Genomic DNA, 25903 nt, shown 5'->3' on the forward strand with positions numbered 1-25903 from the left:
ACGAAATCCAAGTAATTAAGTAAGATTCAGTAATGCAAAATTATATTTTTTAGATTCTTATCCTAATATTGCTAACTGACTTAATTTAATGATTTAAAAGATTTTTTATGGAATGATGGAAATTTTCACAGTTATATCTTCCGGAATATATTTGGAGATTCTTTTGATTTTTATTGGATTCTACTTCAGTTAGTTTTAAGTTGTTGTTTTCTATGTCTTTAACGAAGTCATCAATTGTAAATACAACAAAACCCTCTTCCTTTAAAGTTTTATAGGTGATGTTTTTCTCATTTAAATATAACTTTGTATTTCTTTTTAGTGCCTCCCATAGATTTCCGAGGGCCATTTGCCTTCTTCCATTCATAACAAATGCATCTGCTTCTTCATATATTTCATTGAATTTATCTAAATTCATAAAATCTTCAATTACTTCAACCTCCTTTATTTCAGCAGCTCTACTTCTAACTGTTTCAGTATAGTGGTCCTTGTAACCATAATTATACAACATTAAGAATTTGTAATTGCCTTTCTTTTTCGATTGATCGATATAATCAAGAATGTCTAAATGGTTATTGTACGCACTTCTGTTATTCCCTAAAATGATTTTGTTACTAACTACAGGTGTGTAACTGCTTGAGGATTTTATAGTTGGTATTCCAATTTGCATAAATGGTGGTAGTTCATTCCATTTACTTTTCAAAAACGCATATTCATCTTTGAACACGCCCAAAAATATATCCGCACGCTCAAATGCAGCTTTCTTTATTTCTGTTTTTACTTTAGCACGATACTTTACTTGAATGGAGGTAAATCTTATCCATTTTTTTGTTTTCAATATAAACCCATCTTTCTTTTCACCACTTAGAATAGGTTGGGTTTTTTCTGAAAAAACGAATTCAGGGATTAAATTATACAATTCAGAACCAAAAAACCTCCATATTACTTTAACTGATTTAGGTAGTCGATTGGCAATATAACTTTTTTGAAAATTTAAACCATATAACACAACAATATCGCTTGATTTACATAATTGAATTATTTTTTTAAATTCATTTCGGGTATATTCGAAATATTGTATTTGATCTTTATAAGGACCTTGGTAAGTATTGTTTTGACCCAATACAATTAATTTATTGTCAAACTTTTTATTATTGAATATTCCAACTCCATTTATGAATTTTACATCGGTATGGACATGATAGATTGTTAATTTCTTATCTAAAATATCAAATAGTGTATTATGAAAATTTTGTTTATTGTACTTCTCAGTGAACTTAATCATTTGGTCTTGATTACTGTTCGCTTGTTCTTTAGAAAGGGAAATATTATTGTTTTCTAGATCTGATGTGAAATTTTCTACTGAAGAAATGTAAAAACCTTCTTCTATTAACCATTGATATACTAAATTATGTTTGTTTAAGTATATTTTAGTGTTTTCTTTAATAGCCGTCCAAATATTTCCCATGGCCATTTGTCTTAAACCATTTAGAACGAATGCGCTAGAATCTGAATATACTTTTTGGAAATCTTCATAGGGTAGAAAATTTTCCACAACCTCAATTTCCTTAATTTTTTTGGCTTGTTTTTTTATTGAACTGGTGTAAAAATTATCTTGTCCATAATTATAAAACATTAAGAATTTAAATTTCTCTTTAAATGGAGAATTCTGAATTTGATCAATTATGTCGCTATGATTGTTGTATGCACTTTTGTTGTTCCCTATTATTATGGTATTGCTTTTAGTATTTCTAAATTCTTTAGCTTTTAGATATGGTCTATAACTAACTTGGAAAAATTCGGGTAGTTCAGGATATATGTTTTTTAAGTATAAATGTTCATTTTTTGAAAGTCCTAAAAAATAATCAATTCGTTTAAAAGCTGCTTTTTCAAATTCTTTATTAGGACTTGCCATGTATTTTATGCTGACCAAATAATTTATTATTTTGTTTTTAAAATTATAAAAGTTGCCATTTTTCTTTTGTTTATCCAGAATGCTATTAGTCCTTTCTGAGTAAACTAGTTCTGGTTTTCTACTGTATAGTTCTGAGCCGAAAAATCGCCAAGCTATTTTAACAGACTTATGTAATCTATTTGCGATATAACTTTTAGGGAAATTCAAATTGTGCATTACTACCATATCTGCATTATTACAGATACTTATGATTTTGTTAAATTCAGATTTTGAAGAGTTGAAGTACTTTACAGATTCACTTAGTTCTCCGTTATAACTGTCTTTTAGACCAATAATAAATATACTGTTTTCAAATTGTTCCCCATAAAATCGATAAGATTCATTTATGAATTTGGTATCTGAATGTATATGAACTATTTTGAATTTTTTCATTATTAAGTGCTATTTTTTTTAAATTTCAATTCTTAGGGATGATGGTGATTTCATATTTTATGTAAAACAGTGAGGCAATTCTTAATTAATGAAAAATTATATATTTTACTACCTTTTTGATTTCGGTACATTGAAATTGTATTCTATTTTGATAAGCTAAATGTCCCTTTTGTTTTGAATAGTTTTTATTGTATTTAGGTTATCCGTCAATGGTAAATTATTAAGTTTTTCTGAAATTTAAGCAGATGAGATTTCTCCCAAATCAAGGCCAAATGACAGAATCCAGTATATCGTAGTTTTGGTGTAAAATTCTAAGTCACATCTTAATAATGCGCCATTCGGCTACTTGTATTAATTGTTGAGATTAAAGAATACATTATTATTAAAAATAATATTTTTTTCATTTTTAGTTATTTTGGACCTTCAATATTGTGTGGCATATGTACTCAACCTCCTCTAAAGTCAAATCATAATAAAGTGGTAAACACATTACTCTTTTTGAAACATCATCAGTAATTTCAAAATATTCTTTATTCAAATAAGGTAAAGTACTTGCAAGTGAAGGATAAAAATATCTACGCACAAATATTTCCTTTCGCTTGAGGTCATCCATACACTTAAGTAATAATTCTTCACTTTCCAAAACGATTGGATAATATGCAAAGTTAATAGTTGCGTTTTTACTCCAAACCGGTTTGTACGCCCTGAATTTTTTTAAGTTTTTATCATAACATTCAGTTAATAATTTCCTTTTTTCATGAATTCTGTCTATATAGTCTAGATTGGTTAGCCCCATTGCAGCATGAAACTCGGAGTTTTTACCATTAATTCCTAATTCAGAAAAAGATACAGAATCTTTAAAACCAAAATTTCTAATTGAAGCTAATTTTTTTAATAATTCTGAATTTTGGGTAACGATTAATCCTCCTTCGCTAGAATGATAAAGTTTTGTTGCATGCAAGCTGCAAGTACTTATATCTCCATATTCAAAAATTGATTTACCATTAATTTTTACTCCAAACGCATGGGCACCATCATATATAACCTTTAAGTTATGTTTTTTTGCAATTTTTTCAATTGCTAAAACATCACATGGATTTCCATAAACATGGGTGGCCAATATTGCAGAAGTTTTATTAGTTATTGAGGCTTCTATTTTGGTTGCATCAATATTCAATGAGTCCTTATCAATATCCACAAAAACCGTTTTACATCCTTCCCAAACTATGCTGCTGGTTGTAGCAATAAATGAGAATGGAGTGGTAATTATTTCCCCTTTTAAATCTAATGCCTTTATTGCCATTTGTAAAGCAATCGTTCCATTTGTTACAAATAAAAGATGTTTAACTTGTAGATGCGTTTTTAATTTTAATTCTAGTTTACTCGCTAAAGGTCCCATGTTAGTCAGCCATTGACGTTGCCATATTCCAGAAAGATAATTACTGTATTCTTCTACTGGAGGTAAAAAGGGTTTCGTTATTGGAATCATTTTCGTTTTTTTATGAGTGAAACTAAATTATTCAGAGCTTCTAATTTCAAGGTGAATGATATCCCTACAAAAAGAACTAATCCTATAAATGCTGGTAAAAAAATACGTAATAAATCATTTAAGTTTGAAAATACATTGGAATCTAGATACCAACCTATAATTCCAACTAATCCTGAAATTATGAAAATAGGAGATATATCTTTCAATTGACTCCATATCTTATATTCTATAAATCTACCCGAATAATATGAATTTATAAACAAAGCTAAAATAGATGAGATTAATTGTCCCCATAATAATGCTATAATCCCATATTGGATGGAAATAATAATTACAATTACCCCTAAAACCTTCTTGGCAATCTCTAATTTTAAGAATAAATCGCTTCTTCCCTTAACCTTTAGTATGTTAAGATTATAAGAATGAATTGGAAATATTATTCCTGAAACACAAAGAATTTGGAAATAAGGTACGGCTGGCAACCATTTTTCGGTAAATAGAAATCTAAATAAAGGTTCCGCCACTACCATTAAGTAAATCATTATTGGTGCTAAAATGAATATTACAGATTGTAAAATCATCTTATATACTTTTTTTAGTCTCACATTATCATTTTGAATTTCCGCAAACATAGGGTATGTAACCTTATTTAGCGAATTTGCAATATTTGTTACAGGTAGGTTTTTCATTGTAACAGCTCTTGTATAGAAACCAACCAAGGCAGGAGCAAAAAATTTCCCAATAATTATTTGATAAATATTTGAGTAAACCGAATTTAGTATCCCCGAAAGCCCTAGTTTATAACTAAAACTGAAATGATATCTGAACCTTCTTTTACTAAACTCAAAACTAGGAATCCATCCACTCCTGAACCAAACTTGAATTGTACTGAGTAGTGACTGTAATATAGCCATGTAAACTAGCGACCAAACTCCAAAGTCCATATACGCCAAAATAACCCCTACTATTCCACTAATGATGAGAGATGGAACTGTCACGGTCATTTGAGTTTTAAAGTTCATCTCCTTAGTTAGTTTTGTGAACTGAACTGCTCCAAAGGCATTAATTACAATTGTTAAACTATAAAATCTGATAATATTCCTTAAAATAGGCTGAGTATAGAAGTCAGCTATAAGCCCAGCGCAAAGGAATATAACTAAATAGAGAATAACACTAACTGAAATATTAAAGTAGAAAACCGTTGAATAATCAATTTGCTGAGGTTTAGGTTGACGAATAAGAGATTGTGTTAACCCAGCATTCAATAAAACTTGAGATAAAGCCATAAAAACGGTAATCATTCCTATTAGTCCAAAGTCTTCTGGAAGAAGAATTCTGGCCAAGAAAATCGAAATAACAAACGTGACAGCTTGATTACTAAACTGCTGAATAAACACCCATAAAACGCCTTGAATAGATTTTTTACGTAAAGACATTTATGATATTATTTTCTTTAAATATTCATAATAATTACCTTTTAAGTTCGCTATGTCATTAGACAAATCTTTTTTATCTATCCACTGATATTTCAGGGCAATCTCCTCTAAACATGCAATTTTTAATCCTGTTCTTTTCTCAACTGCTTTAACAAATTCTGTGGCTTCAGTTAGTGCTTCATGGGTTCCCGTATCTAACCAAGCAAAACCTCTACTCAAGACTTGTAATTTTAAGTTTTCAGCATCTAAATATGCTTGATTCACAGAAGTTATTTCTAATTCACCTCTATGAGATGGCTTTACGTCTTTCGCAATGTCAATGACCGAGTTAGGATAGAAATATAATCCTACAACAGCATAATTAGATTTCGGATCTTTCGGTTTTTCTTCAATACTGATTACATTATTATTGTCATCAAATTCAGCAACACCATATCTTTCAGGGTCGTTCACATAGTTTCCAAAAACAATGGCCTTTCCTTCATTCTCTACTGTTGCTACGGAATCTTTTAAAATTTTCTGTAAGCCCGCTCCATAAAAAATATTATCTCCGAGAACCAAACAAACATCATCATTACCAATGAACTCCTCTCCAAGTATGAATGCTTGTGCTAAACCATCTGGACTAGGTTGCTCCTTATAACTTAATTTTATACCAAGCTTCGAACCGTCACCCAAAAGTTTTTTAAAGTGAGCTAAGTCATGAGGGGTGGAGATGATTAAAATTTCTTTTATTTCTGCTAACATCAAAACCGATAAAGGGTAATATATCATCGGTTTATCATAAATAGGTAAAAGTTGCTTACTTACTGCTAAAGTTAAAGGGTGTAATCTTGTTCCTGATCCACCTGCTAGTATAATTCCTTTCATTTTCTAGTGTTAATTTGTCGGTTCGTAAATTTGTCGGTTCGTAAATTTGTTAATTCGTTTGTTAAATTGAGAATGTCTTTATCCGTAAAGAATTTTTAAATAGACGTATTTCTAGATTTACAGTTGAGTTTTTAAACTTTTATTAAGCGCATAGGGTTGCTTTTTAACCACAAAACTACTTATACTGCTCCTCATAATATTCCTGATAGGCACCGCTAGTAACTCTATTCATCCATTCTTTATTATTCAAATACCAGTCAATTGTTTTACTTAACCCTTCTTCAAATGTTACTGTTGGTTTCCATCCTAATTCTGAATTGATTTTTGAAGCATCAATGGCATATCTTAAATCATGTCCAGGTCTGTCCTTTACGTAAGTGATTAATTTTTCACTTTCACCTGGGGTATGATTTAATTTTTCGTCAATTTGCTTAATTAGTAATTTGATTAAATCGATATTTTTCCATTCATTGAATCCACCAATATTGTATGTTTCTTTTACTTTTCCATCATTTAGAATTAAATCAATTGCTAATGCATGATCAATAACGTAAAGCCAATCTCTGGTGTAATTCCCATCTCCATAAACAGGTAGTGATTTCTTGTTCAAAATATTATTAATAAACAATGGAATCAGTTTTTCAGGGAATTGATTAGGACCATAGTTATTAGAGCAGTTTGAGATAATAAATGGCAATCCATAAGTTTCTCCATAGGCTCTAACAAAGTGATCGCTACTTGCTTTCGAAGCAGAATATGGAGAGTTTGGATCGTAGGAAGTTGTTTCTGTAAATAATCCAGTTTCTCCCAATGTTCCATAAACTTCATCAGTGCTGATATGATAAAACATTTTGTCACTAAAGTCTTCTCGCCATGTTTCTAAGGCTGCGTTTAGAAGATTCATTGTTCCCATCACATTTGTTCTTACAAATGATATCGGATCTGCAATAGATCTGTCTACATGTGATTCTGCAGCCAGATGAATTACAGTGTCAAACTTATATTTATTGAATAATTCAGAAATATTATCTGTATGGTTAATGTCTTCCTTTATGAAAGTGTAATTATTTTCATTTTCAATATCTTTTAAATTCTCCAAATTACCCGCATAGGTAAGTGTATCTAAATTATAAATATGATCATTGGAATATTTTTTTACAAATAAACGAACGACATGAGATCCTATGAAACCTGCACCTCCTGTAATAAGAATTTTTCTAGCCATTTTTTTTAGTTGTATATTTTGTAATTGGTTTGGTGATTTTTAATTAATTCAATTAAGCTCTCGATTTACTATTGTTCTTCTTGTTTTTTTGAAACACCAATTGATGTGTAATTAAAACCTAGATCTAACATAAGTTTTTCATTAAGAATTTTTCTTCCATCAAACACAAAGGCTGGTTTGATTACTGATTCAAAAACTTTTTTCCAATCATACTCAATGAATTCATCCCATTCAGTTAAAACCGCAATAGCGTGAGCATTTTCCATGGCAGAATAAGGCTCATTAACTACTTTAAGGAATCTTCTGTTCTCTTCTGGAGTTCTTGAACCTAAATAATCTAAGTCATCATAAATTCTTTCAGCACTAACCTTAGGATCATAAACTGTAATTTGAGCTTGCTCGTTCAATAAAGCATCTGCAACGTATATAGCAGCAGACTCTCTTGTGTCATTTGTATCTTTCTTAAAAGCCCAACCTAGGAAAGTGATTTTTTTACCTGATACTGTGTTATACAGTGTGCTAACAATATTGTCGGCAAACCTTCTTTTTTGGTGATCATTCATTATAATTACCTGTTCCCAGTAATCAGCAACTTCATTTAAACCATAAGTTTTGGCAATATACACTAAGTTGAGTATGTCTTTTTGAAAACAAGATCCTCCAAAACCGACTGAGGCTTTTAAGAATTTTGGTCCAATTCTACTATCCATACCAATTGCGCGGCTAACTTCTCCAATATTTGCTCCAGTAGCTTCGCATAATTCTGATATAGCGTTGATAGAGGAAACACGTTGTGCTAAAAATGCATTAGCCACAAGTTTTGAAAGTTCTGACGACCAAACATTGGTTGTTAAGATATTCGCTTTAGGAATCCAAGTTGCATAAATATCAACTAAAGAATTCATAGCTTCTTCACCTTCCTCGCTTTCTTCTCCTCCGATTAGAACTCTATCTGGCTCCAATAGATCTTGAACAGCTGTTCCTTCCGCCAAGAATTCAGGATTCGATAAAATCTGAAATTTCACACCATTACCGGTATTATCTAGAATGTCTTTTATAGCTTGTGCAGTTCGAACAGGTAAAGTTGATTTCTCTACAACTATTTTATCTGAAGTTGAAACCCTTGCAATTTGCCTAGCGCACAACTCTATATATTTTAGGTCAGCAGCCATACCTTTACCCTTTCCATAGGTTTTAGTAGGCGTGTTTACTGAAATGAAAATCATTTCCGCTTCATCAATGGCTTTATCTACATCAGTACTGAAAAATAAATTACGCCCTCGAGCTTCATTAACCACCTCCTTTAAACCAGGCTCATAGATTGGTAAATCATTTAAGTCCTCATCATTCCAAGAAGATATTCTTTGTTGATTAATATCAACGACTGTTACCTTAATATTTGGATTTTTTAAAGCTAAAACAGACATTGTTGGTCCCCCAACATATCCAGCACCAATACAGCAAATGTTTTTAATTTTCATTATATTTCTTTGTAATTCAAATTTATATCTATCTGTAATCTGATTTTTTCACAGTTTACATTAATTTTATTTTTAACTTCTCCATTCTAAAATTTTACCAATTAGTCCATTCGTAGATGAATCTGAGTGGGTTGATTGGCTTTTACTTCTAATTGAACTTAATTTATGTGAGGATAACTCTTTTCCTAGTTCAACTCCCCATTGATCAAAACTAAAAATATTCCAAATTATTCCTTTAACGAAAATTTTATGCTCATAAACCGCAAGTAAACTCCCTAAATTATATGGAGTTAATTTTTTTATCAGAATTGAATTGCTCGGTTTATTTCCACTAAAAACTTTATAGTTAATATCGATTTTATCAGAATTTAAATTTTTTTCTAAAACTTCAGCTTTTGTTCTTCCTTTCATTAGCGCCTCAGTTTGAGCTAGCGCATTTGATAGAACTTCATCTTGGTGATCATTAAAGTGGTTTTGACTTTGGACAGAAACTATAAAATCACAGGGTATGAGGGGAGTTCCTTGATGAAGTAATTGGTGAAATGAGTGTTGACCATTTGTACCTGTTTCCCCCCAAACCACAACTCCAGTTTGATAACTAACGGGATCACCATTTCTGTCAATACTTTTGCCATTACTTTCCATTGAACCTTGTTGCAAATAGGATTTGAATTTCGAAAGATAATGATCATATGCTAGAATTGCTTCACTTTGCGCATTATAAAAATTAATGTACCAAATACTCAAAAGCCCCATAATTACAGGAATATTCTTTTCGAATTTCTCTGATTTAAAATGAAGATCAATACTATTGGCTCCTTTAAGAAGTTCCTCGTAATTCTGATAACCAATTGTTAAAGCAATCGGTAAGCCCATTGAACCCCATAAACTAAATCTGCCACAAACCCAATCCCAAATTTTGAAGATATTCTCTTCTTGTATTCCGAACTCCATTGCTTTTTCCTTATTTCCTGTAACAGCAATAAAGTGATTTTTAAGCAGGGCTTCATCCTTACAACTCTCCAAAAACAATTCTCTTATCGAATAAGCATTAGTCATTGTCTCTTGAGTAGTAAACGTTTTGGATGCCACAATAAAAAGAGTTTCTTCAAGCTCTATTTTTTTTAAGACTTCACTCAAATTTGAACCATCAACGTTACTGATAAAGTAAGGTTTAATACTTTCTATTTGATAGGGGCGAAGTGCTTCGGTAACCATTGAAGAACCTAGGTCACTACCTCCAATACCAATGTTAACTATGTAATTAATATTTTTTCCTGAGTAACCTTTCCATTTTTTGGTATGAACAAGTTCACAGAATGACTTTAATTTTTCACGTTCATTTTTTACTATGCAATTTATTTCCTTTCCATCAACAATAAAAGATTCATTTGAAAAACTTCTTAAAGCTGTATGTAATACAGCTCTTTCTTCGGTTTCATTAATGTGTTTTCCATGAAATAATGCATCAATTGCATCTTCAAGTTTACATTCTTTTGCTAGCTCAATTAGTAATTTGAAGGTTTCTTCATTTGCAATATTTTTTGAAAAATCAAAGAGGAAATCTTCTATTTCAAATGATAATTTTTCAAACCTAGAATCATCCGCTTGAAATAAATCGTTCAGATGAACATTTTTATTTTTTAGGAAATGATCCTTTAGCTTCTGCCAAGCCAATGTTTTTGAAGGGTTTATTTTAGGTAACATGTTTTAATTTAGAACTAGAAAGGGGGTATTTGTATTTCTGTTTATTTAATTTTAGAAGTTTGAGGAATTTTTCACTGATAAAAATAACTATTTTAAGTTTTCCCAATACCAGTTTACGGCCTCCTTAATTCCTTGTTCAATTTTATGTGATGGTTCGTAATTTAATAAATTCTTAGCTTTATCTATAGCAGCCAATGAATGTGGAATGTCTCCTTTTCTATTTGGACCATGAGTTATTTCTACACTTCCAATTTTTTTATCAAAATCCGATAAATATTTTTTGAGCAATTCAGTTAATTCAAGAAGAGTAGTGCGGTCACCAACAGCAGTGTTGTAAACTTGATTAACTGCATTTTCATTTTCAGTAGTTAATGCAAGCAAATTCATTTGTAAAACGTTATCAATATAAGTGAAATCACGTGAAAACGTGCCATCACCATTAATAAGTGGACTTTCATAATCCATGAATTGTTTCACAAATAGAGGTATAACGGCAGCATATGCTCCATTGGGATCTTGACGTCTGCCAAAAACGTTGAAATAACGTAACCCAATTGTATCTAATCCATAAGTGGAGAAGAAATTATCAGCATATAATTCATTAACATATTTCGTTATGGCGTAGGGCGAAAGCGGTTTCCCAATTATACTTTCAACTTTAGGCAAATTCTCTGAATCACCGTATGTAGAACTACTGGCAGCATAAACGAATCTTGAAACTTTTGCATCCCTAGATGCTACAAGCATATTTAAGAATCCTCCAACATTTACATCATTTGAAGTAATTGGATCATTAATTGATCTTGGAACAGACCCTAAAGCAGCTTGATGAATAACAAAGTTTTTGCCTTCACATGCTTCATGACAAGTAGCGATATCCCTAATGTCCCCTTCAATTAAACTGAAATTTGAATGATTATGGAAAGACTCAATATTATGTTTGTGTCCGGTTGCGAAATTGTCAAGGCATGTAACTTTTGCTCCAATTTCCAATAATATTTCACAAAGATTTGAGCCAATAAATCCAGCACCACCTGTTATTAAAATTTTCTTGTCTTTTAGCTTTGTGAACTGTTGTATATTCATTTTCTAGTTTCAATGTAGGGCTGATTGTAAATTAATCTTCTAATTTTCAGACAATTCAAAATCATTATGCCTTGTAGCGTATTTTTTTATATGGCTTCGCCCTTATCAGTCACATCTTTTAATTAAATGTGTTTGATTTGGGTAGGGATTAAAATGTTTGTTTATCAGTTAATTACTGTAATTAAATGTTGAATTTTATGGTGTAACCTAAATTTTTTAGGGTCACCCAACACTGATTTCCTGATATTTTTTTTATCACTCCTTTTTTTGATTCACTTCCTAAATTTTCGATATCAATTTCGTTTCCCTCTTGGAGTTTTTCAACTTTAACAAAATTAACTTGATCGCTTTCTATTTCATTGAGAATTTCTATCTCTTGATCACTTACTATGGCTGGTTTTCCCATCCAAAATAGATAACGTAATGAACCAGGAACTTGAAAAACAATATCTCTTTCGTTTTCCAGTAGCTCAACTAAAATCATAGATGGTAATAGTGGAATCTCCACTTTTTTAATGCGATCACTCCATTGACGTCTTTCAATTCTAGTAGGACAATAAGACTTAACACCAATTTTACTCAAATTAGCTTCCACTTTTTTTTCGCATTTAGGTTTCGTTATAAGCACATACCAAGGCATTTGTTAAATCGTTTTTAGGTTGACAAATTTAAACATTATTATTTACATTGTTAGTTGTAGACGCTTAAAAGATTTAGGGCTTATAATAGACCAATCTATTTGAGCATTACAGAGTTAATTTTGATAATTGAACCAATATCACTAATATAATAATGATTCTTTAAAAATGAAAATAAATCTAATCATTTGAAAATGTCAAAATATTATTTCATAAAATGAATAAACTCATCTTGCAAGCTAACCCCTTTATCAATGTTGTACCAGTTTTGTAATTCTACCTTTTGCCTTTCAAAATCAGCTTCTTCTTCCTTTAATTTGTTAAAAAGTAATTGACAATTTACAGGACGGGGCCCCCAAACATGTAAATCCTTCTCGCTGCTATCTCTAATTATTAACTTTGGAATAGCCTTTCCGCCATTAGTTAGGTAACCATCAATCATGAAAGGAGGGGCATCACGTAATACAATCTTCAAAGTTATGTTTGGATTTAACTCCGACATTAAAAAGATGAAGGGATTGTTGTGTGCTGCATCACCACACCAAGGTTCTGTAATTAAATACCAAGTTTGTTTAGTATCAATTCTTTCGATTATAGTTCTTAAATCACTTCTGATACTAGCTGTTTTTAACCATCTTTTTTGTCGACTTCTATTTAATTTTAAGTAGTCTAAATAAGCTGAATCATTATAAGGTGGGGGAGGAGTTTCATGAGCAAGGATATCATCAAATCTTGCTAAATATTCTTTAAAATTTATTGTATTTTCCATCATTTTTATTTTTCGTGAAATAACATATTGATTAATTGAATAGCAAACTTGTAACTATTATGTTTAATTACAAATGACAAAAGTCAGAATAGTGAACATAAATTACCATTAAAGTGTGTTAGTCAAAATTCTTTTTTTACAACATCTAAAACAAATGTGCTTTTTATTTGACTCACATTATCCAAAGCTGCAAGCTTACCAGAAGAGAATTGATGATAGGCTTCTAAGTCTTTAACCATTACTTTCAATAAGAAATCATTCACTCCACCCATTAAATAGCACTCAAGTACTTCGGGAAGTTTACTAATTTCTTCCTTAAAAATTTCTATTTCTTTAAGTTTTTGCACTTCCAATGAAACTGAACAAAATACAAACATCCCGTTATCCAATTTCTTATTGTTAATTACGGCTACATATTTTTCAATAATACCAGATTTCTCTAACTTTTTGATGCGTTCATAAACTGGAGTTTTGGACATGCCAATTGCATGAGCAACTTCTTTTATGCTCAATTTAGCGTTTTCTTTTAGTAAAGTGATGATGTTTTTATCTATGTCGTCTATTGTATTCATGGTAAATTTTTCTTTTCATTCTATTTTCGAATATGATTAAAAGTGCAAATGAACTTATTTTAATTTGAAATTAGGAAAATATTCTAAATTTTATATAATGGTAGATTGGATGTTGTTTATAATTAACTTTGTTTAGAACAAAACTAAGTAAAATGAAAGATAAATTTAAGCCTGAAAGTTTAATGATGAGTTATGGTTATAAACCTGAATTGTCAGAAGGCGCCATAAAATGTCCTATTTTTCAAACATCAACTTTCGTATTTAAAACTGCTGAAGAAGGGAAAGCATTTTTTGAAGTAGCTTATGGATTAAGAAAAAAAGAACAAGATGAAGAACTTGGATTAATTTATAGTCGTATTAATAATCCTAATCTTGAAATTCTAGAAAATCGTTTGTCATTATGGGACAAAGCAGATGACACAGCAGTGTTTGAAAGTGGAATGTCTGCTATAAGCACTGTCATGTTAGAATTTCTTAAACCTGGTGATTTAATTTTATATAGTTCACCTTCTTATGGAGGAACTGATCATTTTATTCATGATTTCTTAAAAAGAATCGGAGTTTCCGCTGTTGCTTTTCATGCTGAGGATACCGAAGAAGAAATAATGGAATTAATAAAAAAAACTGGAAAGGCCGACCGACTAGGTTTGGTATATGTTGAAACACCAGCCAATCCTACAAATGCTATTTTTGATATTGAAATGTGCAACCGAATAGCGGCTAAACATAAAAATGGTGAAAACAAATCTTACGTATGTGTAGATAATACGTATATGGGGCCCGTTTGGTCGAGTCCATTGGAAATGGGAGCTGACCTTGTCGTTTACTCGGCAACTAAGTTTATTGGAGGACACAGTGATTTAATTGCTGGTGCTGTAATGGGGAATTCTGAATTAATGACTAGAGTTAAAACCTTAAGAACATTTTTGGGAAATATGGTTAGTCCTCATACTGCGTGGTTGATGTTGAGAAGTTTAGAGACGCTAAAAATAAGAATGGACAGACAGTCTCAAAATGCTCAATTGGTTGCAAACTTTTTGAATCAACATGATAAAATAGAAAAAGTAAAATATTTGGGTTTAATTTCAGAAAACTCACCGCAATATAAATTGTATAAGAGACAGTATAATGCACCTGGAGCGATGATTTCTCTGTATGTAAAAGGTGGAGAAAAAGAGGCTTTTAAGTTTTTAAACAATGTTAAATTAATTAAGTTGGCTGTGAGCCTAGGTAGTACTGAGAGTTTGGCTCAACATCCAAAAACAATGACGCATTGCGCTCTTGAACCTATTGAAAGAGAGAAAATGGGAGTGACTGCTAATTTAGTTCGTATCTCCATTGGAGTGGAGGACGCTGAAGATATTATCTCTGATGTTTCACAAGCCCTAGATACAATATAGTCATTTTTGAAAAGAAGGAATGGGCAAATATTGTAGATTTTGAATTATATTTATTCATCTTAATCAAACAATATTTGCCTATTTTTTTTGTTTATAGATTAGCTTTTAAAAAATAAAATATCTCCCAAGATGAAATTAATTCTATGCCTTCTCGTTAGTCTTCTTTTCATTAATAATTCAATTGCTCAAAATGGAATAGCGCTTTCAAATGCCGCTTTAGAATTAACACAGAATAAAGTAGTTTACGACCCTAGCTACTATTCCATGGAATATCCAAATGGAGATATTCCTAAAGGAAAAGGTGTTTGTACAGATGTGATAATTCGTGCTTATAGAAAACTTAACATCGATTTGCAAAAAGAAGTTCATGAAGATATGAAAAAGAATTTTTCAGTCTATCCCAAAGATTGGGGGTTAAAATCGACTGACAGAAATATTGATCACAGGCGAGTTCCAAACTTAATGAAGTATTTTGAACGTCAGGGAGCAGAAAAAACTATTTCTGATGATCCAAAAGATTATCTTCCGGGTGATGTGGTAAGTTGGAAACTCCAAAATGGAATGACGCATATTGGAATTGTTATAGATAGAAAATCGAGTGACGGAAAAAGACCATTGATTGTTCATAATATCGGTGCAGGACAAGTAATCGAAGATTGTTTGTTTAGTTTTAAAATTACAGGACATTATGGAACTTTGAAGAATTGACTTGAAGTGCTTGCAGTTATATTTTAAATCCCAATTTCTCCATCATTGCATGAAAATGTTCTGGAAATCCAGCTTCTATTTTTAAATTTTCATCTAAAAATGGATGCCTTAATTCTAAACTCTTTGCATGAAGTAACATTTTTTCAAGTTTAAATTCTTTTAAGAAGAGCGCATTCTGTTTATTGCATCCATGAGGTCTATCGCCAATTATTGGATGTCGCAAATGATTCAAATGTTTTCTTATTTGATGCATTCTTCCTGTTTTCGGAAGTGCTTCAATTATTGAATAACGAGAGGTTTGGAACTTTCCATGAGCTAAAGGAATTTCTATCTGTTGCAATAATCGAAATTTAGTAAAGGCATCTTGTTTTTTTCCAGCTTCATTGATTAAAGGGTGGTCAACTACTATTTCATTTGTAAAAAAACCACGAACAACTGCGATATATGTTTTTTGAGTTTTTTCCTCTTGTAGAACTGTTTGAAATCCATTTACAAACTCTTGTTGTTTAGCAAATAATAAAACACCTGACGTTTTTCTGTCTAATCGATGTATTGGAGTAACATGTTGACCAACTTGATTACGGAGCATTTGCAAAGCAAATTCTTTAACATCTCTTGCTAATTTCGAACGGTGAACAAGCAAACCCGCTGGTTTGTTTATCGCAATGATATAATCATCTTCATATAGGATTTCTAAGTTTGCTTCCATTCGTTATTTTGTGCCGATAAAGATAGTTTTTTTACCCTTTGAGTCAGTCAGTTTTAGATGTTCATTTTGACTGCTTCCTTCATTCGACTATTGTTATATTTATTATTTCATATTCCTATCTACTATCGTTTTAATATTTATATTTATTGTTTTTACTGACAAATGAAGATACTGAAAATAATTACCATAACTCTTGCAGTTCTCGCAATACTATATGTTTCTGCTATATTTACACTTGAGTATTATATTGAAAAACAATTAAAAAAACAAGAGAACTTATCCTATGCAGAATTCGATATGAGTTTTGGAGGGAATTTCGTTTTCAAAAATTTAAAATTTAAAAACGATGTTGTTGAAGTCGAGGCTGAAGATGTAAAATTGTCAATAGGAATTATGAAAATAATTTCTTCTGATACAATTCTAATTAAAAAGTCTTTTGCTAAAAACGTTAAGTTGAACCAGTTCAAATTAGGTGCGGATTCTACTAAAGTTGATTCGAATAAAGAAAAAAAGGATAAAAAAAACACTAAAAAGACTTTCGCTTTAAATAAAGTTCAAATTGAGGGTTTAGATTTTTATTCCATAGAACTAGGGGAAGATGGCGAAAATGATACCTTAACTATGGTTATTGGCGTGGGATTGGAAGCTAACTTAAAAAACTTGAATGATATTCAATTTAGTCAATTAGAAAAGTTAAATGTTAAGTATTTAAGGCAAAATGCCGGAGTTCTCCATGATATTCATGCGAATAATTTGAGTTATCAAAATCATCAATTCGAAATTGATACTTTTAGTTTAATAACCCGTTATTCAAGGGAAGACTACATCAATCACATACCTCAACAAAAAGAACATGTGCAATTAGTTGCCCATAATTTGGTAATAGATAGTATAGATTTTATTCTTAATAAGAATAAATTAGAGAAAATTGTGTTGAATGAAATTCAGATTGACTCCTTTGATTTGGATGTTTATCGCGATAAAACCATTCCAGAATATACTCCACATAAACCAACTTATGGTCAAATGGTTCAAAAGCTCAATTTCAAAATTGATGGGAATGCTTTAGAAGCCAAAAACTCTAGAATTAGATATTCGATGAAGGGAGAAGATGGGGAAGTGAGTACAATTTTATTAAAAGAAGTAAATGCAAAGATTACACATTTACATAATATAAAATCAAAGAATCAAAACGCATTATTGAAAGGTACTTTTTCAGTTAGCCCTGGATCAATTGTTGGAGTCGATATTTCCTATGATCAATTTGCAGCAGTTGAGACATTCATTTTGGATGCACATGCCATGGATGTTGAAACGAATTCCTTAAATAGCATGCTTAGACCTGCAGTGAATGTAGAGCTTAATGGAAAGATCACCGATTTGAAAGCGCACATGGTTTCTAAAGGATCTGCAACTGGTACATTCTCTATTGAATCTCAAGATATAGCAGTTGAAATGTACAATGAGAAGGGAAAGGAGCGTAAAATAATTTCTTTCATGGCAAGCAAATTACTTAGCCCACCTATAGAAAAAAATAGTAAAGTTGTCGATTTTGAACGGGACCCAACGAGATCTATGTGGCGATATGCTTGGTATTTTGTTCTAGAAGGAATGAAGAACACGGTTTTATAGAATTTAACTATTGATTTCTTTCAATTAATGATGAAAGATGTAAAATTAGGATGAGGTTAAATTCGTCTTTTCAAATTACTTTTGTTTGATAGCTTTCTAATTATTGTTCAATTGACATGGATTTTTATCATGAAAGTAAAATATGTCGAAGTATATCTTTATATTAGTCTTTCAAACTTGTAGAAATTCATGGACTTGATTCAGAAAGATATTGCGGCTTATTCATATAGTAAATCATGGCCTGATGCACTCAGATTATTTTTTTGTTTTTGGAATACTGATTTGGTTCACTTTATTCATGACAGAAATCAAAAATACAATTGAAAAATCCAGTAATAACATTGTTTAAAAGAGGGAATAAAAAGCTCTTAATTTTTGGTTCATTGATTTTGTTGTTCCCTATAATATTTGCTTATTTTTCGAATTCCTTGGTTGAGAATACTTCAAATGAAAAAACATTTTCAAGTATAAGTGAGCTTCCATATAATAAAGTTGGAATGGTGCTAGGAACGGCTAAGTATAGAGCCCAAGGTGGTATAAATTTATATTTTAAATATAGAATAAATGCTGCAGTTCAATTGTATGAAAGTGGTAAAATTGAATTTATTTTAGTGAGTGGAGACAATAGTACCAAATATTATAATGAACCCGAAGCATTTAAACAAGAGCTCATTAAAAGAGGGGTTCCTGCCGATAAAATATTCTTAGATTATGCAGGCTTTCGTACGTTGGATTCTGTTGTTCGCGCTATGAAAGTTTTTGGACAGAAGAAGATAACAATTGTTTCTCAAAAGTTTCATAACGAAAGAGCCATATACTTGGCTGAACATTATGGAGTGGAAGCGATTGGCTTTAATGCCAAAGATGTTTCCAAAAATTATGGTTTCAAAACTCAATTGCGTGAATATTTTGCCAGAAGTAAAGCGGTTCTTGATGTGATTTTTAATGTTGAGCCCAAATTCTTGGGAGAGCCGATTAGAATAAATTAATATTATCGAATGAAGCGGTTTATTGTCAAATCTGTGATGAACAAATACTTCCAGGCGGCTTGGGATTTATATTTAGATTCCTTTCCTATTGATGAAAGAAGGGAGTTGGGAGTTCAGAAAAAGATTTTCGAACATGAAGATTATGTTCTTGAAGCATTTATATTTGACGACGAATTTATTGGATTTTTAGCTTGGTGGAGGTTTGACGGCTTACGCTATATTGAGCATATGGCAACTATAGATTCACACCGAGGTAAGGGATATGGTAGTAGAATTTTGAAGAAATTTATTTCTGACTCCAATGAAAAAATTATTTTAGAAGTCGAATTGCCTAATTCAGAAACCAATAAAAGAAGAATTGGTTTTTATGAAAGGTTAGATTTCAAACTTAATCAGTATGAATATCAACAATTACCATACAGAAAAAATGGTTTTCCAATCCAATTATTAATAATGTCCTATCCACATTTAATTGATGAGGTAACTTTGACAAAATTTGAAAATGATTTTAAGGAAAAGTGTTTTCATGGATTTATTACTTGTTAGATACCATAAATCAATTATTTACCAGCTAGTTTAGGTTTATTTTCAGGTATTTTCTATTAATTCAAGGAAATAACATAAGGAAATAAGAAATTGCTTATTTGCGTTGAATAGTTGTATTTCAGTTATTACTTCTAATAACAATCAAAGAATAATTATTTTTGGACAAACACAATTGAGAAAAGCTTCATTGCATCAACAATTATGGAACGATAAAATCGGTGAAAATGCAGAAAATTTATACTTGAAAGGACGATCTATTTGGTTGGAGGCGAAAGTCAATTTTTTATATAAAAATAAGTTCTATAAAAGCGCAAGAGGGAAGTGGACGAGCGTCCGTGTTCCCTCTTGCTAATCAACCTAACCTAACCACCTAAATCATTATAAAGGTACTCAAATTAATTACATTGACAAGTGTAAATTATTTAAAAAGTGTTAAAAGGACGAAAATCAATTGTATTGGTTTTTAATAACGCTAAAAGGTCAATTTTTTGGAAGAATATAATTTCTTGCTATTGGTCCTTCATTCATAATCAGATCAATAATCGAAAGATTAGGGTAAAAAGGGTATTTATCCGAAAAAACTTGAAAATATCTGTGTTGAGGAATAGAAAATTGCTTTTTATCCAACTTTATTCTGGAATCTTCTGGACCATCAGGAATACTGTATTCGTTACTCAATGATATTTCAATTTCCAAATCCAACCAATCCAATAATTGTTTTAGAATTTTTAAGTTGAACAAATGAAGTGTTTCTTCTTCTTGATAAATGAGTTCTTTTATTTGAGGGCCATAATAAAAAAAGTATGGGGCATGTTGATAACTACTTTGCAATGCTTTCCAGTGATCTTTTCTCCAATTGGTGTCGTGGGAAATCTTAATATCTCCTACTTTAGACTTACTTCCATTTGGTCGCATAACGGGTACACTTAGATACATTGGTCCATTGCTCTCCAAAATTTGGGTTCTATTTCTCCACGTTTGCTTTTTATAATGTTCATGTATATCTATTACAATCTCACTGCATTTTGCAATAGATTGAAAATAGGGGATACTTCCAAAATAATTCGTAGAGTAAATCATTACTTAATTGCTGTAAATAATCTGTCCCAACGAACTCCACCATTAGGATCGCTAGAGTACCAAACCATTGATGCTTTTCCAACAATATGATCTTCAGGAACAAATCCCCAAACTCTTGAATCTGCTGAATTGAAGCGATTATCTCCCATCATCCAGTAGTAATTTAGCTCGAAGGTGTAGTTTGTAGCTTCTTTTCCATCAATAAAGTATTTTCCATTTTTTTCTGCGAAGTCGTGAAGTTCATAAGCAGTAATTACTCTTTTATACCATGCCACATTGTGAGCATTCAGCTCAATAGTTTCTCCTTTCTTAGGAATCCAGAAAGATTCAAAATTCGAAACATTGTTGTTGTGATTAAACGATTTAGGATAGTAATCTAAATTACTTACTTTTTCAGCCGAAGATTGCGAAGAAATATCACCTTTTTCTCTATTCACGAGAGTGAAAGTAGCGTCTGGGTAGCTTTTTTCCATTGTTTCTAATTCAGATGCTGTTAAATTCATCACGCTCCCGCTGCCGTAATAATCTCTGTTTATTTCTAAACCAAATTTACTCTTCATCACTCGTGGTGATGGTAAAGAGATGTTAGTCACTTGATATTGTAAGTTTTGAAATTCGAAAATAGGTGCTTTTTCTCCATTCACATATACTTGAGAATTTTCAATCCTTAATGAATCACCCGGTATTCCTATACAGCGTTTTATATAATTCTCTCTTTTATCTACAGGACGATAAACCACCCCATAATGTTCAATCATTCTACCTTCGGATCCCGAGAATGTTCTTTTATTTTCTGCAATTTCAAAACGTGCTTTCTCACGCCAATAGCCAATATTGTCTACGAAATCTTTGTAAATACCGTCAATGATTTTTTGAACATTGTTATCAAGTTTTTGAGCCTCTAACTGCATTACACTATCCAGTGCTGCACCTTCGTATTGACTTGAAAGTTCCTGACTTCTTTTTTGAAGTAAAGCATTGCTATTTGGAATTTTGCTTTTGTCAATTGATTCTTCAAATAACCTTCTTGCTTCACTATTTACGATACCGTGGTAATCGTGTCCCATCAATCCGTTTGGCATTCTTGGGTCGTAAACAGCTGTGTCTCCAGAAGGATAGTTGAATACGACAACATCATAATTCTCAATATCTGCCCAACCCGGAAGTCTAGTATATTCCAATTTTTCAATAGTCGTGTAGGATTTTATGTTTATCCATGGAATAGTGTTGTGTACAAGAGGGAAGGAGAGAGGAGTAACTGGAACTTTTGAGCCATACGCCATTTTATTCACGACTAAGAAGTCTCCCACCAATAGGGTTTTTTCCATCGATCCTGTAGGAATTTGGAAAGGCTCAAATACATAAGTTCTAATGGCACTTGCAGCTACTAATGCAAACAAAATACTATCTCCCCATTCTTTTATTACCGTTTTTCTGCCTTTTTTCTTCTTTTGTAAGAAACCTAATGCATAAGCGACTACATGACCAATAATTGGAAGTGTGAGAAAAAGAACTAAATGATCTCCATTTTTTCTACGTTCAATATCTGTTTGTTTTTCCCAATCTGTCGTGTAAACAGGCTGTGCTGTTTCATCGTTTGCAATTTTTGCCATGAGAATAAAAGGAAAGAAAATTCCTTGAAGGGTATCCGTTAATGAGAAAAATCCGTATTTACGAATGTAACTCACATTAAAAACCATCCACATTACAATATGAATTCCAGGGATTAACATTAAAAATGCCCACCATGCTGGTTGACCTGAAATTTTGGATGCTATCGCATAATTATACCCTGGTATTAATGCTTCCCAAGATTTGCGCCCTGCTTTTGGAAAACTTTTCCACCACATTGCGATATATGGGTAAACAAGAAAAAACAAGAAAAAATATAATGCAGACATTTTTTTTAAATTTTAAGAAAGCTGTAAAACATCTTTCATTGTAAATATTCCTTTTTTATTTTGAATCCATTCAGCCGCAATCACTGCACCTAAAGCAAACCCAGTTCGATTATGAGCTTCGTGCTGGATGGATATGGTATCAATGGCTGATTTATACTCTATAATATGAGTTCCTTTAACATCATGCTCTCTAAGCGCTTTAATTTCAAGATTATTGTCCTCTTGAGAATTTTTCTCACTTAAAGTGCAATACCAATCTGTAAGTTCTTTGTAATTCTTTATCAAATCATCTGCTAAGGTTATGGCTGTTCCACTAGGAGCATCTATTTTCTCTGTATGATGAATTTCAGTAATGCTTGGAGAGTAATCAGTATATTGATGCATCAATTTCGCCAATTGCTCATTCAATTTAAAGAACAAATTAACACCAATACTAAAATTTGATGCATGAACTAATGCGCCATCTTTTTCTTTTAAAGAAGCTTTTACTTTGTCGTAAGAGGAATTCCATCCCGTCGTACCCACAATTGCCGGTATCTTATTATTCAGCAGGAATTCAATATTATCAAGTACAGAGTCTGGTGTTGAAAAATCTATAGCTACATCAGCACTTGAAACCATTTCTTGATTTAATGGGGCAGCATCAGTTGCTTTTCCAATTACTTCATGTCCGCGAGAAATTAAAATCTTTTCAATTTCTTTTCCCATTTTTCCGTAACCTACCAGAACAACTTTCATAAAGTATTATTTTTTTTGAAGTGTTACAAAATTAGTATTCTCTTGCATAATAAGAACTTATTTTAACGAAAATTTAGACTCAAAGATAGTCCCGGAGTCTTGAAATCATGCATTCTAGGTTTTAGGTTAAGTGATAAATCTTTTGAAATGTCAAAGTTTACAAAATGTGCTTCAACATGTGCATCCAATACATTTAATCCGAAAACAGCAATAAAGGCAAAAATCATTAAATCTCTTGATCTTCTGGTGTCTTCAAACAACGTTAAAATCCCTTGATCATCATATTGTGAATATTCTTGAAGATTTGGAGTATCGAACTCTGATCGGAATAAGTATTCAGCTTTTAAATTTCTTTGGGTTATGTGATTCTGAATTGCGAAAAATCCAGTTGCTCCCAATCCTGCATAAATAATTGGAACCTTCCAAAATGCCTTTTTCTTACCTTTTGGCATAGCCAAGTGATTGTAAATTTGACCACCTCCAGGAATTAAAGAATAAAGTGCAGCTTTTTTAGGAGAATGAGTGGTATCTCTTTCTTGAACAACTATCGAAGAGTCATTTTCAAATTTATTGAATTGCTCAGTTTCTTGTGCTGATAAAGTAGCACAAATAAAGAGTAGAAATACAAGAAAAAATCTCATCCTTTTATTCGTTCAGTATTTCGATAATTCTATTTAAGTCTACCTCAGAATTAAAGTTGATAATCAATTTACCATTACCTGTTGGTTGCTTTTTAATTTGAACTTTTGCAGCTACTTTATCTGAAAAATCCTGAGTAAAATCTACTTGTTGATTGGTAACAACAGGCTTGGCTTCCTTCTTTTTAGGTTCCTCTGTTTTGTTTTTTTCCTCACGAAGAATATTCTCCAAATCTCTAACAGAAAGTGATTCATTGACTACTCTATCAAATATTTCTATTTGAAGCGTGTCATCCTCAATTCCAACTAATGCCCTAGCATGTCCCATTGAAATTTCGTTTTCTCTAACCGCCAACTGAATTTTTGCTGGTAATTTTAATAAACGCAGATGATTGGTAATAGAAGTTCTGCTTTTAGAAACTTGCTGAGCTAATTTTTCCTGTGTTAGATTACACTCTTGAATTAAACGGTGGTATGAAAGAGCAACTTCAATTGCATTTAAATCTTGTCGCTGAATATTTTCAACCAAAGCCATCTCAAGCATTGTCTGATCATTCGCAACTCGGATATATGCTGGAATTTCTTTTAAACCTGCTAACTGTGATGCTTTGAAACGTCTCTCACCAGAAATCAATTGATATTTACTTCTGCCTAACTTTCTAACCGTTATAGGTTGAATAATTCCGTGAGTTGCTATGGATTCCTTTAACTCCATCAAAGCACTTTCTTCAAAATGAGTTCTTGGGTTAAAAGGGTTTGCTTCGATCGCACTTATTGGTAACAAGGCAACAGATCCTAAAACAGATGCATCTGATAAATCCTCAGAAGTAATATCTGTTAATGAACTTTCTAATAATGCACTTAATCCTTTTCCTAGTGCTGGACGTTTTTTTTGACTAGAGCTCATCTTCTAATGAAATTTTATTGTTTTCTTCAGCTAATTTTGCGGCTTCTTCTCTTTGAATTATTTCTCTTGCTAAGTTTAAGTAATTCACAGCTCCCTTACTCGTAGCATCGTGCATAATGATTGTAGAACCATGCGACGGTGCTTCGGCAAGATTTGTATTTCTATGAATTACAGTATCAAAAATCAAGTCTTGGAAATGTGTTTTTAATTCTTCAACAACATGATTTGCTAAACGTAATCTAGAATCGTAAAGTGTAATTAAAATCCCTTCAATATCTAAATCTGTGTTTAAACGACCTTGAATAATTTTAATTGTATTTAATAATTTTCCTAATCCCTCTAAAGAATAGTACTCCGATTGTACGGGTACCAAAACTGCATTAGCTGCAGTTAATGCATTTACAGTAATCAATCCTAGAGATGGTGAACAGTCAATTAGGATATAATCATATCTGTCTTTTACTTTTTCCAGCACCTTGCGCATTAAATACTCTCGATTAGGCATGTTGATCATTTCCAATTCTGCACCTACCAAATCGATATGTGAAGGCAGTACATCAAGATTCGGATTTTCTGTTGATAAAATTACTTCTGAAGGGTGAACATCATTGATCAGACAATCATAAATATTACGTGTTTGTCTAGGGTCGAATCCAACTCCTGATGTTGCATTGGCTTGAGGATCTGCATCTACAATTAGAGTTTTATATTCAAGAACTCCAAAGCTGCCTCCTAAATTGACAGCAGTCGTTGTTTTACCAACTCCTCCTTTTTGATTTGCAATTGCAATTATCTTTGCCATGTTATTTATTGTTTTCTAAAGTAAAATTCAAATGAGTGAACAAGATACGGTTTTAAAAATTATCCGTAGGCTTATTTTTTCAAAATAATAGTAACAGAAAATTGTTTGAAATTATCTGTTTATAATTAATGACTTTCAAATCAACGGATGAGAAGCCGCATAATCTAATTTCATGTTTTAAGTACACTTTTATTGATTTATAAAATGCTCTCTATTCATGAAATTAGCATGTTGAA

General features: G+C 31.7%; 23 protein-coding genes. 5 read left to right on the plus strand and 18 right to left on the minus strand.

Annotated features, from left to right (window positions below; translation table 11 throughout):
* Positions 1 to 85: 85 nt before the first annotated feature.
* From C6368_RS15145 to C6368_RS15195, 11 genes are all read right to left on the minus strand, one after another.
* Complete coding sequence (locus tag C6368_RS15145) at positions 86 to 2344, minus strand: TDP-N-acetylfucosamine:lipid II N-acetylfucosaminyltransferase (protein WP_107040071.1); 2259 nt, start codon at positions 2342 to 2344, stop codon at positions 86 to 88.
* Between the two features lie 406 nt (positions 2345 to 2750).
* Positions 2751 to 3833, minus strand: coding sequence for a DegT/DnrJ/EryC1/StrS family aminotransferase (locus tag C6368_RS15150; RefSeq protein WP_107040072.1), 1083 nt, complete (start codon positions 3831 to 3833; stop codon positions 2751 to 2753).
* Entirely contained in the window at positions 3830 to 5269 is a 1440-nt protein-coding gene (locus C6368_RS15155) for a lipopolysaccharide biosynthesis protein (RefSeq protein ID WP_107040073.1), read from the minus strand. The genes C6368_RS15150 and C6368_RS15155 overlap by 4 nt, the downstream gene beginning before the upstream one ends.
* On the minus strand, positions 5270 to 6139 hold the full coding sequence (rfbA, locus tag C6368_RS15160; protein WP_107040074.1) for a glucose-1-phosphate thymidylyltransferase RfbA: 870 nt from the start codon (positions 6137 to 6139) through the stop codon (positions 5270 to 5272).
* 175 nt (positions 6140 to 6314) lie between these two features.
* On the minus strand, positions 6315 to 7364 hold the full coding sequence (gene rfbB, locus C6368_RS15165) for a dTDP-glucose 4,6-dehydratase (RefSeq protein ID WP_107040075.1): 1050 nt from the start codon (positions 7362 to 7364) through the stop codon (positions 6315 to 6317).
* Positions 7365 to 7432: 68 nt separating this feature from the next.
* Positions 7433 to 8845 (minus strand): nucleotide sugar dehydrogenase, encoded by a 1413-nt coding sequence (locus C6368_RS15170; protein ID WP_107040076.1) that lies wholly within the window; start codon positions 8843 to 8845, stop codon positions 7433 to 7435.
* A gap of 72 nt (positions 8846 to 8917) precedes the next feature.
* Positions 8918 to 10552, minus strand: coding sequence for a glucose-6-phosphate isomerase (pgi, locus tag C6368_RS15175; RefSeq protein WP_107040077.1), 1635 nt, complete (start codon positions 10550 to 10552; stop codon positions 8918 to 8920).
* A gap of 87 nt (positions 10553 to 10639) precedes the next feature.
* A complete protein-coding gene (locus C6368_RS15180; protein WP_107040078.1) occupies positions 10640 to 11638 on the minus strand; it encodes an SDR family oxidoreductase in 999 nt (332 codons plus the stop codon).
* 181 nt (positions 11639 to 11819) lie between these two features.
* Entirely contained in the window at positions 11820 to 12278 is a 459-nt protein-coding gene (locus tag C6368_RS15185) for a UpxY family transcription antiterminator (RefSeq protein ID WP_107040079.1), read from the minus strand.
* A 203-nt stretch (positions 12279 to 12481) separates the two neighbouring features.
* Complete coding sequence (locus tag C6368_RS15190; protein WP_234369151.1) at positions 12482 to 13045, minus strand: thioredoxin family protein; 564 nt, start codon at positions 13043 to 13045, stop codon at positions 12482 to 12484.
* 122 nt (positions 13046 to 13167) lie between these two features.
* A complete protein-coding gene (locus C6368_RS15195) occupies positions 13168 to 13617 on the minus strand; it encodes an Lrp/AsnC family transcriptional regulator (RefSeq protein WP_107040080.1) in 450 nt (149 codons plus the stop codon).
* Between the two features lie 152 nt (positions 13618 to 13769).
* Between C6368_RS15195 and C6368_RS15200 the strand changes: the two genes are divergently transcribed.
* Entirely contained in the window at positions 13770 to 15017 is a 1248-nt protein-coding gene (locus tag C6368_RS15200; protein ID WP_107040081.1) for a cystathionine gamma-synthase family protein, read from the plus strand.
* Positions 15018 to 15146: 129 nt separating this feature from the next.
* A complete protein-coding gene (locus C6368_RS15205; protein ID WP_107040082.1) occupies positions 15147 to 15725 on the plus strand; it encodes a DUF1287 domain-containing protein in 579 nt (192 codons plus the stop codon).
* 16 nt (positions 15726 to 15741) lie between these two features.
* On the opposite strand, the gene C6368_RS15210 is transcribed toward C6368_RS15205, so the two are convergent.
* On the minus strand, positions 15742 to 16434 hold the full coding sequence (locus C6368_RS15210; RefSeq protein WP_107040083.1) for a pseudouridine synthase: 693 nt from the start codon (positions 16432 to 16434) through the stop codon (positions 15742 to 15744).
* A 162-nt stretch (positions 16435 to 16596) separates the two neighbouring features.
* Here C6368_RS15210 and C6368_RS15215 point away from each other — a divergent pair, with 162 nt between their 5' ends.
* The 3 genes from C6368_RS15215 (at position 16597) to C6368_RS15225 (ending at position 19601) form a co-directional block, all read left to right on the plus strand.
* Positions 16597 to 18066 carry a hypothetical protein gene (locus tag C6368_RS15215; RefSeq protein ID WP_107040084.1) on the plus strand — a complete coding sequence of 490 codons (1470 nt, stop codon included), beginning with the start codon at positions 16597 to 16599 and terminating at the stop codon, positions 18064 to 18066.
* A 320-nt stretch (positions 18067 to 18386) separates the two neighbouring features.
* The gene (locus C6368_RS15220; protein WP_394336219.1) at positions 18387 to 19055 is read left to right on the plus strand and encodes a SanA/YdcF family protein; all 669 of its coding nucleotides are present in this window, start codon (positions 18387 to 18389) and stop codon (positions 19053 to 19055) included.
* A 9-nt stretch (positions 19056 to 19064) separates the two neighbouring features.
* On the plus strand, positions 19065 to 19601 hold the full coding sequence (locus tag C6368_RS15225) for a GNAT family N-acetyltransferase (RefSeq protein ID WP_107040085.1): 537 nt from the start codon (positions 19065 to 19067) through the stop codon (positions 19599 to 19601).
* 480 nt (positions 19602 to 20081) lie between these two features.
* On the opposite strand, the gene C6368_RS15235 is transcribed toward C6368_RS15225, so the two are convergent.
* From C6368_RS15235 to C6368_RS15260, 6 genes are all read right to left on the minus strand, one after another.
* The gene (locus tag C6368_RS15235; protein WP_107040087.1) at positions 20082 to 20681 is read right to left on the minus strand and encodes a WbqC family protein; all 600 of its coding nucleotides are present in this window, start codon (positions 20679 to 20681) and stop codon (positions 20082 to 20084) included.
* Positions 20681 to 22582 (minus strand): signal peptidase I, encoded by a 1902-nt coding sequence (gene lepB / locus C6368_RS15240; protein ID WP_107040088.1) that lies wholly within the window; start codon positions 22580 to 22582, stop codon positions 20681 to 20683. Before lepB ends, C6368_RS15235 begins: the two co-directional genes overlap by 1 nt.
* A gap of 12 nt (positions 22583 to 22594) precedes the next feature.
* Positions 22595 to 23320, minus strand: coding sequence for a 4-hydroxy-tetrahydrodipicolinate reductase (gene dapB, locus C6368_RS15245; RefSeq protein ID WP_107040089.1), 726 nt, complete (start codon positions 23318 to 23320; stop codon positions 22595 to 22597).
* Positions 23321 to 23382: 62 nt separating this feature from the next.
* On the minus strand, positions 23383 to 23961 hold the full coding sequence (locus C6368_RS15250; protein ID WP_107040090.1) for a DUF5683 domain-containing protein: 579 nt from the start codon (positions 23959 to 23961) through the stop codon (positions 23383 to 23385).
* 4 nt (positions 23962 to 23965) lie between these two features.
* Positions 23966 to 24865: a ParB/RepB/Spo0J family partition protein gene (locus C6368_RS15255; RefSeq protein WP_107040091.1), complete on the minus strand. Its 900-nt coding sequence runs from the start codon at positions 24863 to 24865 to the stop codon at positions 23966 to 23968.
* A complete protein-coding gene (locus tag C6368_RS15260) occupies positions 24855 to 25667 on the minus strand; it encodes a ParA family protein (RefSeq protein ID WP_107040092.1) in 813 nt (270 codons plus the stop codon). The genes C6368_RS15255 and C6368_RS15260 overlap by 11 nt, the downstream gene beginning before the upstream one ends.
* Between the last annotated feature and the right edge of the window lie 236 nt (positions 25668 to 25903).

The organism is Brumimicrobium mesophilum, from assembly GCF_003025005.1.
Taxonomy (GTDB): Bacteria; Bacteroidota; Bacteroidia; order Flavobacteriales_D; family Crocinitomicaceae; genus Brumimicrobium; species Brumimicrobium mesophilum.

What these genes read in the sequence shown, in the direction of transcription:
- C6368_RS15235 (WP_107040087.1), bottom strand. Translation starts at nt 20,681, where the DNA reads ATGATTTACTCTACGAATTATTTTGGAAGTATCCCCTATTTTCAATCT.
- pgi (WP_107040077.1), bottom strand. Translation starts at nt 10,552, where the DNA reads ATGTTACCTAAAATAAACCCTTCAAAAACATTGGCTTGGCAGAAGCTA.
- C6368_RS15200 (WP_107040081.1), top strand. Translation starts at nt 13,770, where the DNA reads ATGAAAGATAAATTTAAGCCTGAAAGTTTAATGATGAGTTATGGTTAT.
- C6368_RS15145 (WP_107040071.1), bottom strand. Translation starts at nt 2,344, where the DNA reads ATGAAAAAATTCAAAATAGTTCATATACATTCAGATACCAAATTCATA.
- dapB (WP_107040089.1), bottom strand. Translation starts at nt 23,320, where the DNA reads ATGAAAGTTGTTCTGGTAGGTTACGGAAAAATGGGAAAAGAAATTGAA.
- C6368_RS15185 (WP_107040079.1), bottom strand. Translation starts at nt 12,278, where the DNA reads ATGCCTTGGTATGTGCTTATAACGAAACCTAAATGCGAAAAAAAAGTG.
- C6368_RS15255 (WP_107040091.1), bottom strand. Translation starts at nt 24,865, where the DNA reads ATGAGCTCTAGTCAAAAAAAACGTCCAGCACTAGGAAAAGGATTAAGT.
- C6368_RS15155 (WP_107040073.1), bottom strand. Translation starts at nt 5,269, where the DNA reads ATGTCTTTACGTAAAAAATCTATTCAAGGCGTTTTATGGGTGTTTATT.
- rfbB (WP_107040075.1), bottom strand. Translation starts at nt 7,364, where the DNA reads ATGGCTAGAAAAATTCTTATTACAGGAGGTGCAGGTTTCATAGGATCT.
- C6368_RS15250 (WP_107040090.1), bottom strand. Translation starts at nt 23,961, where the DNA reads ATGAGATTTTTTCTTGTATTTCTACTCTTTATTTGTGCTACTTTATCA.
- C6368_RS15150 (WP_107040072.1), bottom strand. Translation starts at nt 3,833, where the DNA reads ATGATTCCAATAACGAAACCCTTTTTACCTCCAGTAGAAGAATACAGT.
- C6368_RS15260 (WP_107040092.1), bottom strand. Translation starts at nt 25,667, where the DNA reads ATGGCAAAGATAATTGCAATTGCAAATCAAAAAGGAGGAGTTGGTAAA.
- C6368_RS15225 (WP_107040085.1), top strand. Translation starts at nt 19,065, where the DNA reads ATGAAGCGGTTTATTGTCAAATCTGTGATGAACAAATACTTCCAGGCG.
- C6368_RS15215 (WP_107040084.1), top strand. Translation starts at nt 16,597, where the DNA reads ATGAAGATACTGAAAATAATTACCATAACTCTTGCAGTTCTCGCAATA.
- C6368_RS15190 (WP_234369151.1), bottom strand. Translation starts at nt 13,045, where the DNA reads ATGGAAAATACAATAAATTTTAAAGAATATTTAGCAAGATTTGATGAT.
- C6368_RS15205 (WP_107040082.1), top strand. Translation starts at nt 15,147, where the DNA reads ATGAAATTAATTCTATGCCTTCTCGTTAGTCTTCTTTTCATTAATAAT.
- C6368_RS15170 (WP_107040076.1), bottom strand. Translation starts at nt 8,845, where the DNA reads ATGAAAATTAAAAACATTTGCTGTATTGGTGCTGGATATGTTGGGGGA.
- C6368_RS15210 (WP_107040083.1), bottom strand. Translation starts at nt 16,434, where the DNA reads ATGGAAGCAAACTTAGAAATCCTATATGAAGATGATTATATCATTGCG.
- C6368_RS15180 (WP_107040078.1), bottom strand. Translation starts at nt 11,638, where the DNA reads ATGAATATACAACAGTTCACAAAGCTAAAAGACAAGAAAATTTTAATA.
- rfbA (WP_107040074.1), bottom strand. Translation starts at nt 6,139, where the DNA reads ATGAAAGGAATTATACTAGCAGGTGGATCAGGAACAAGATTACACCCT.
- lepB (WP_107040088.1), bottom strand. Translation starts at nt 22,582, where the DNA reads ATGTCTGCATTATATTTTTTCTTGTTTTTTCTTGTTTACCCATATATC.
- C6368_RS15195 (WP_107040080.1), bottom strand. Translation starts at nt 13,617, where the DNA reads ATGAATACAATAGACGACATAGATAAAAACATCATCACTTTACTAAAA.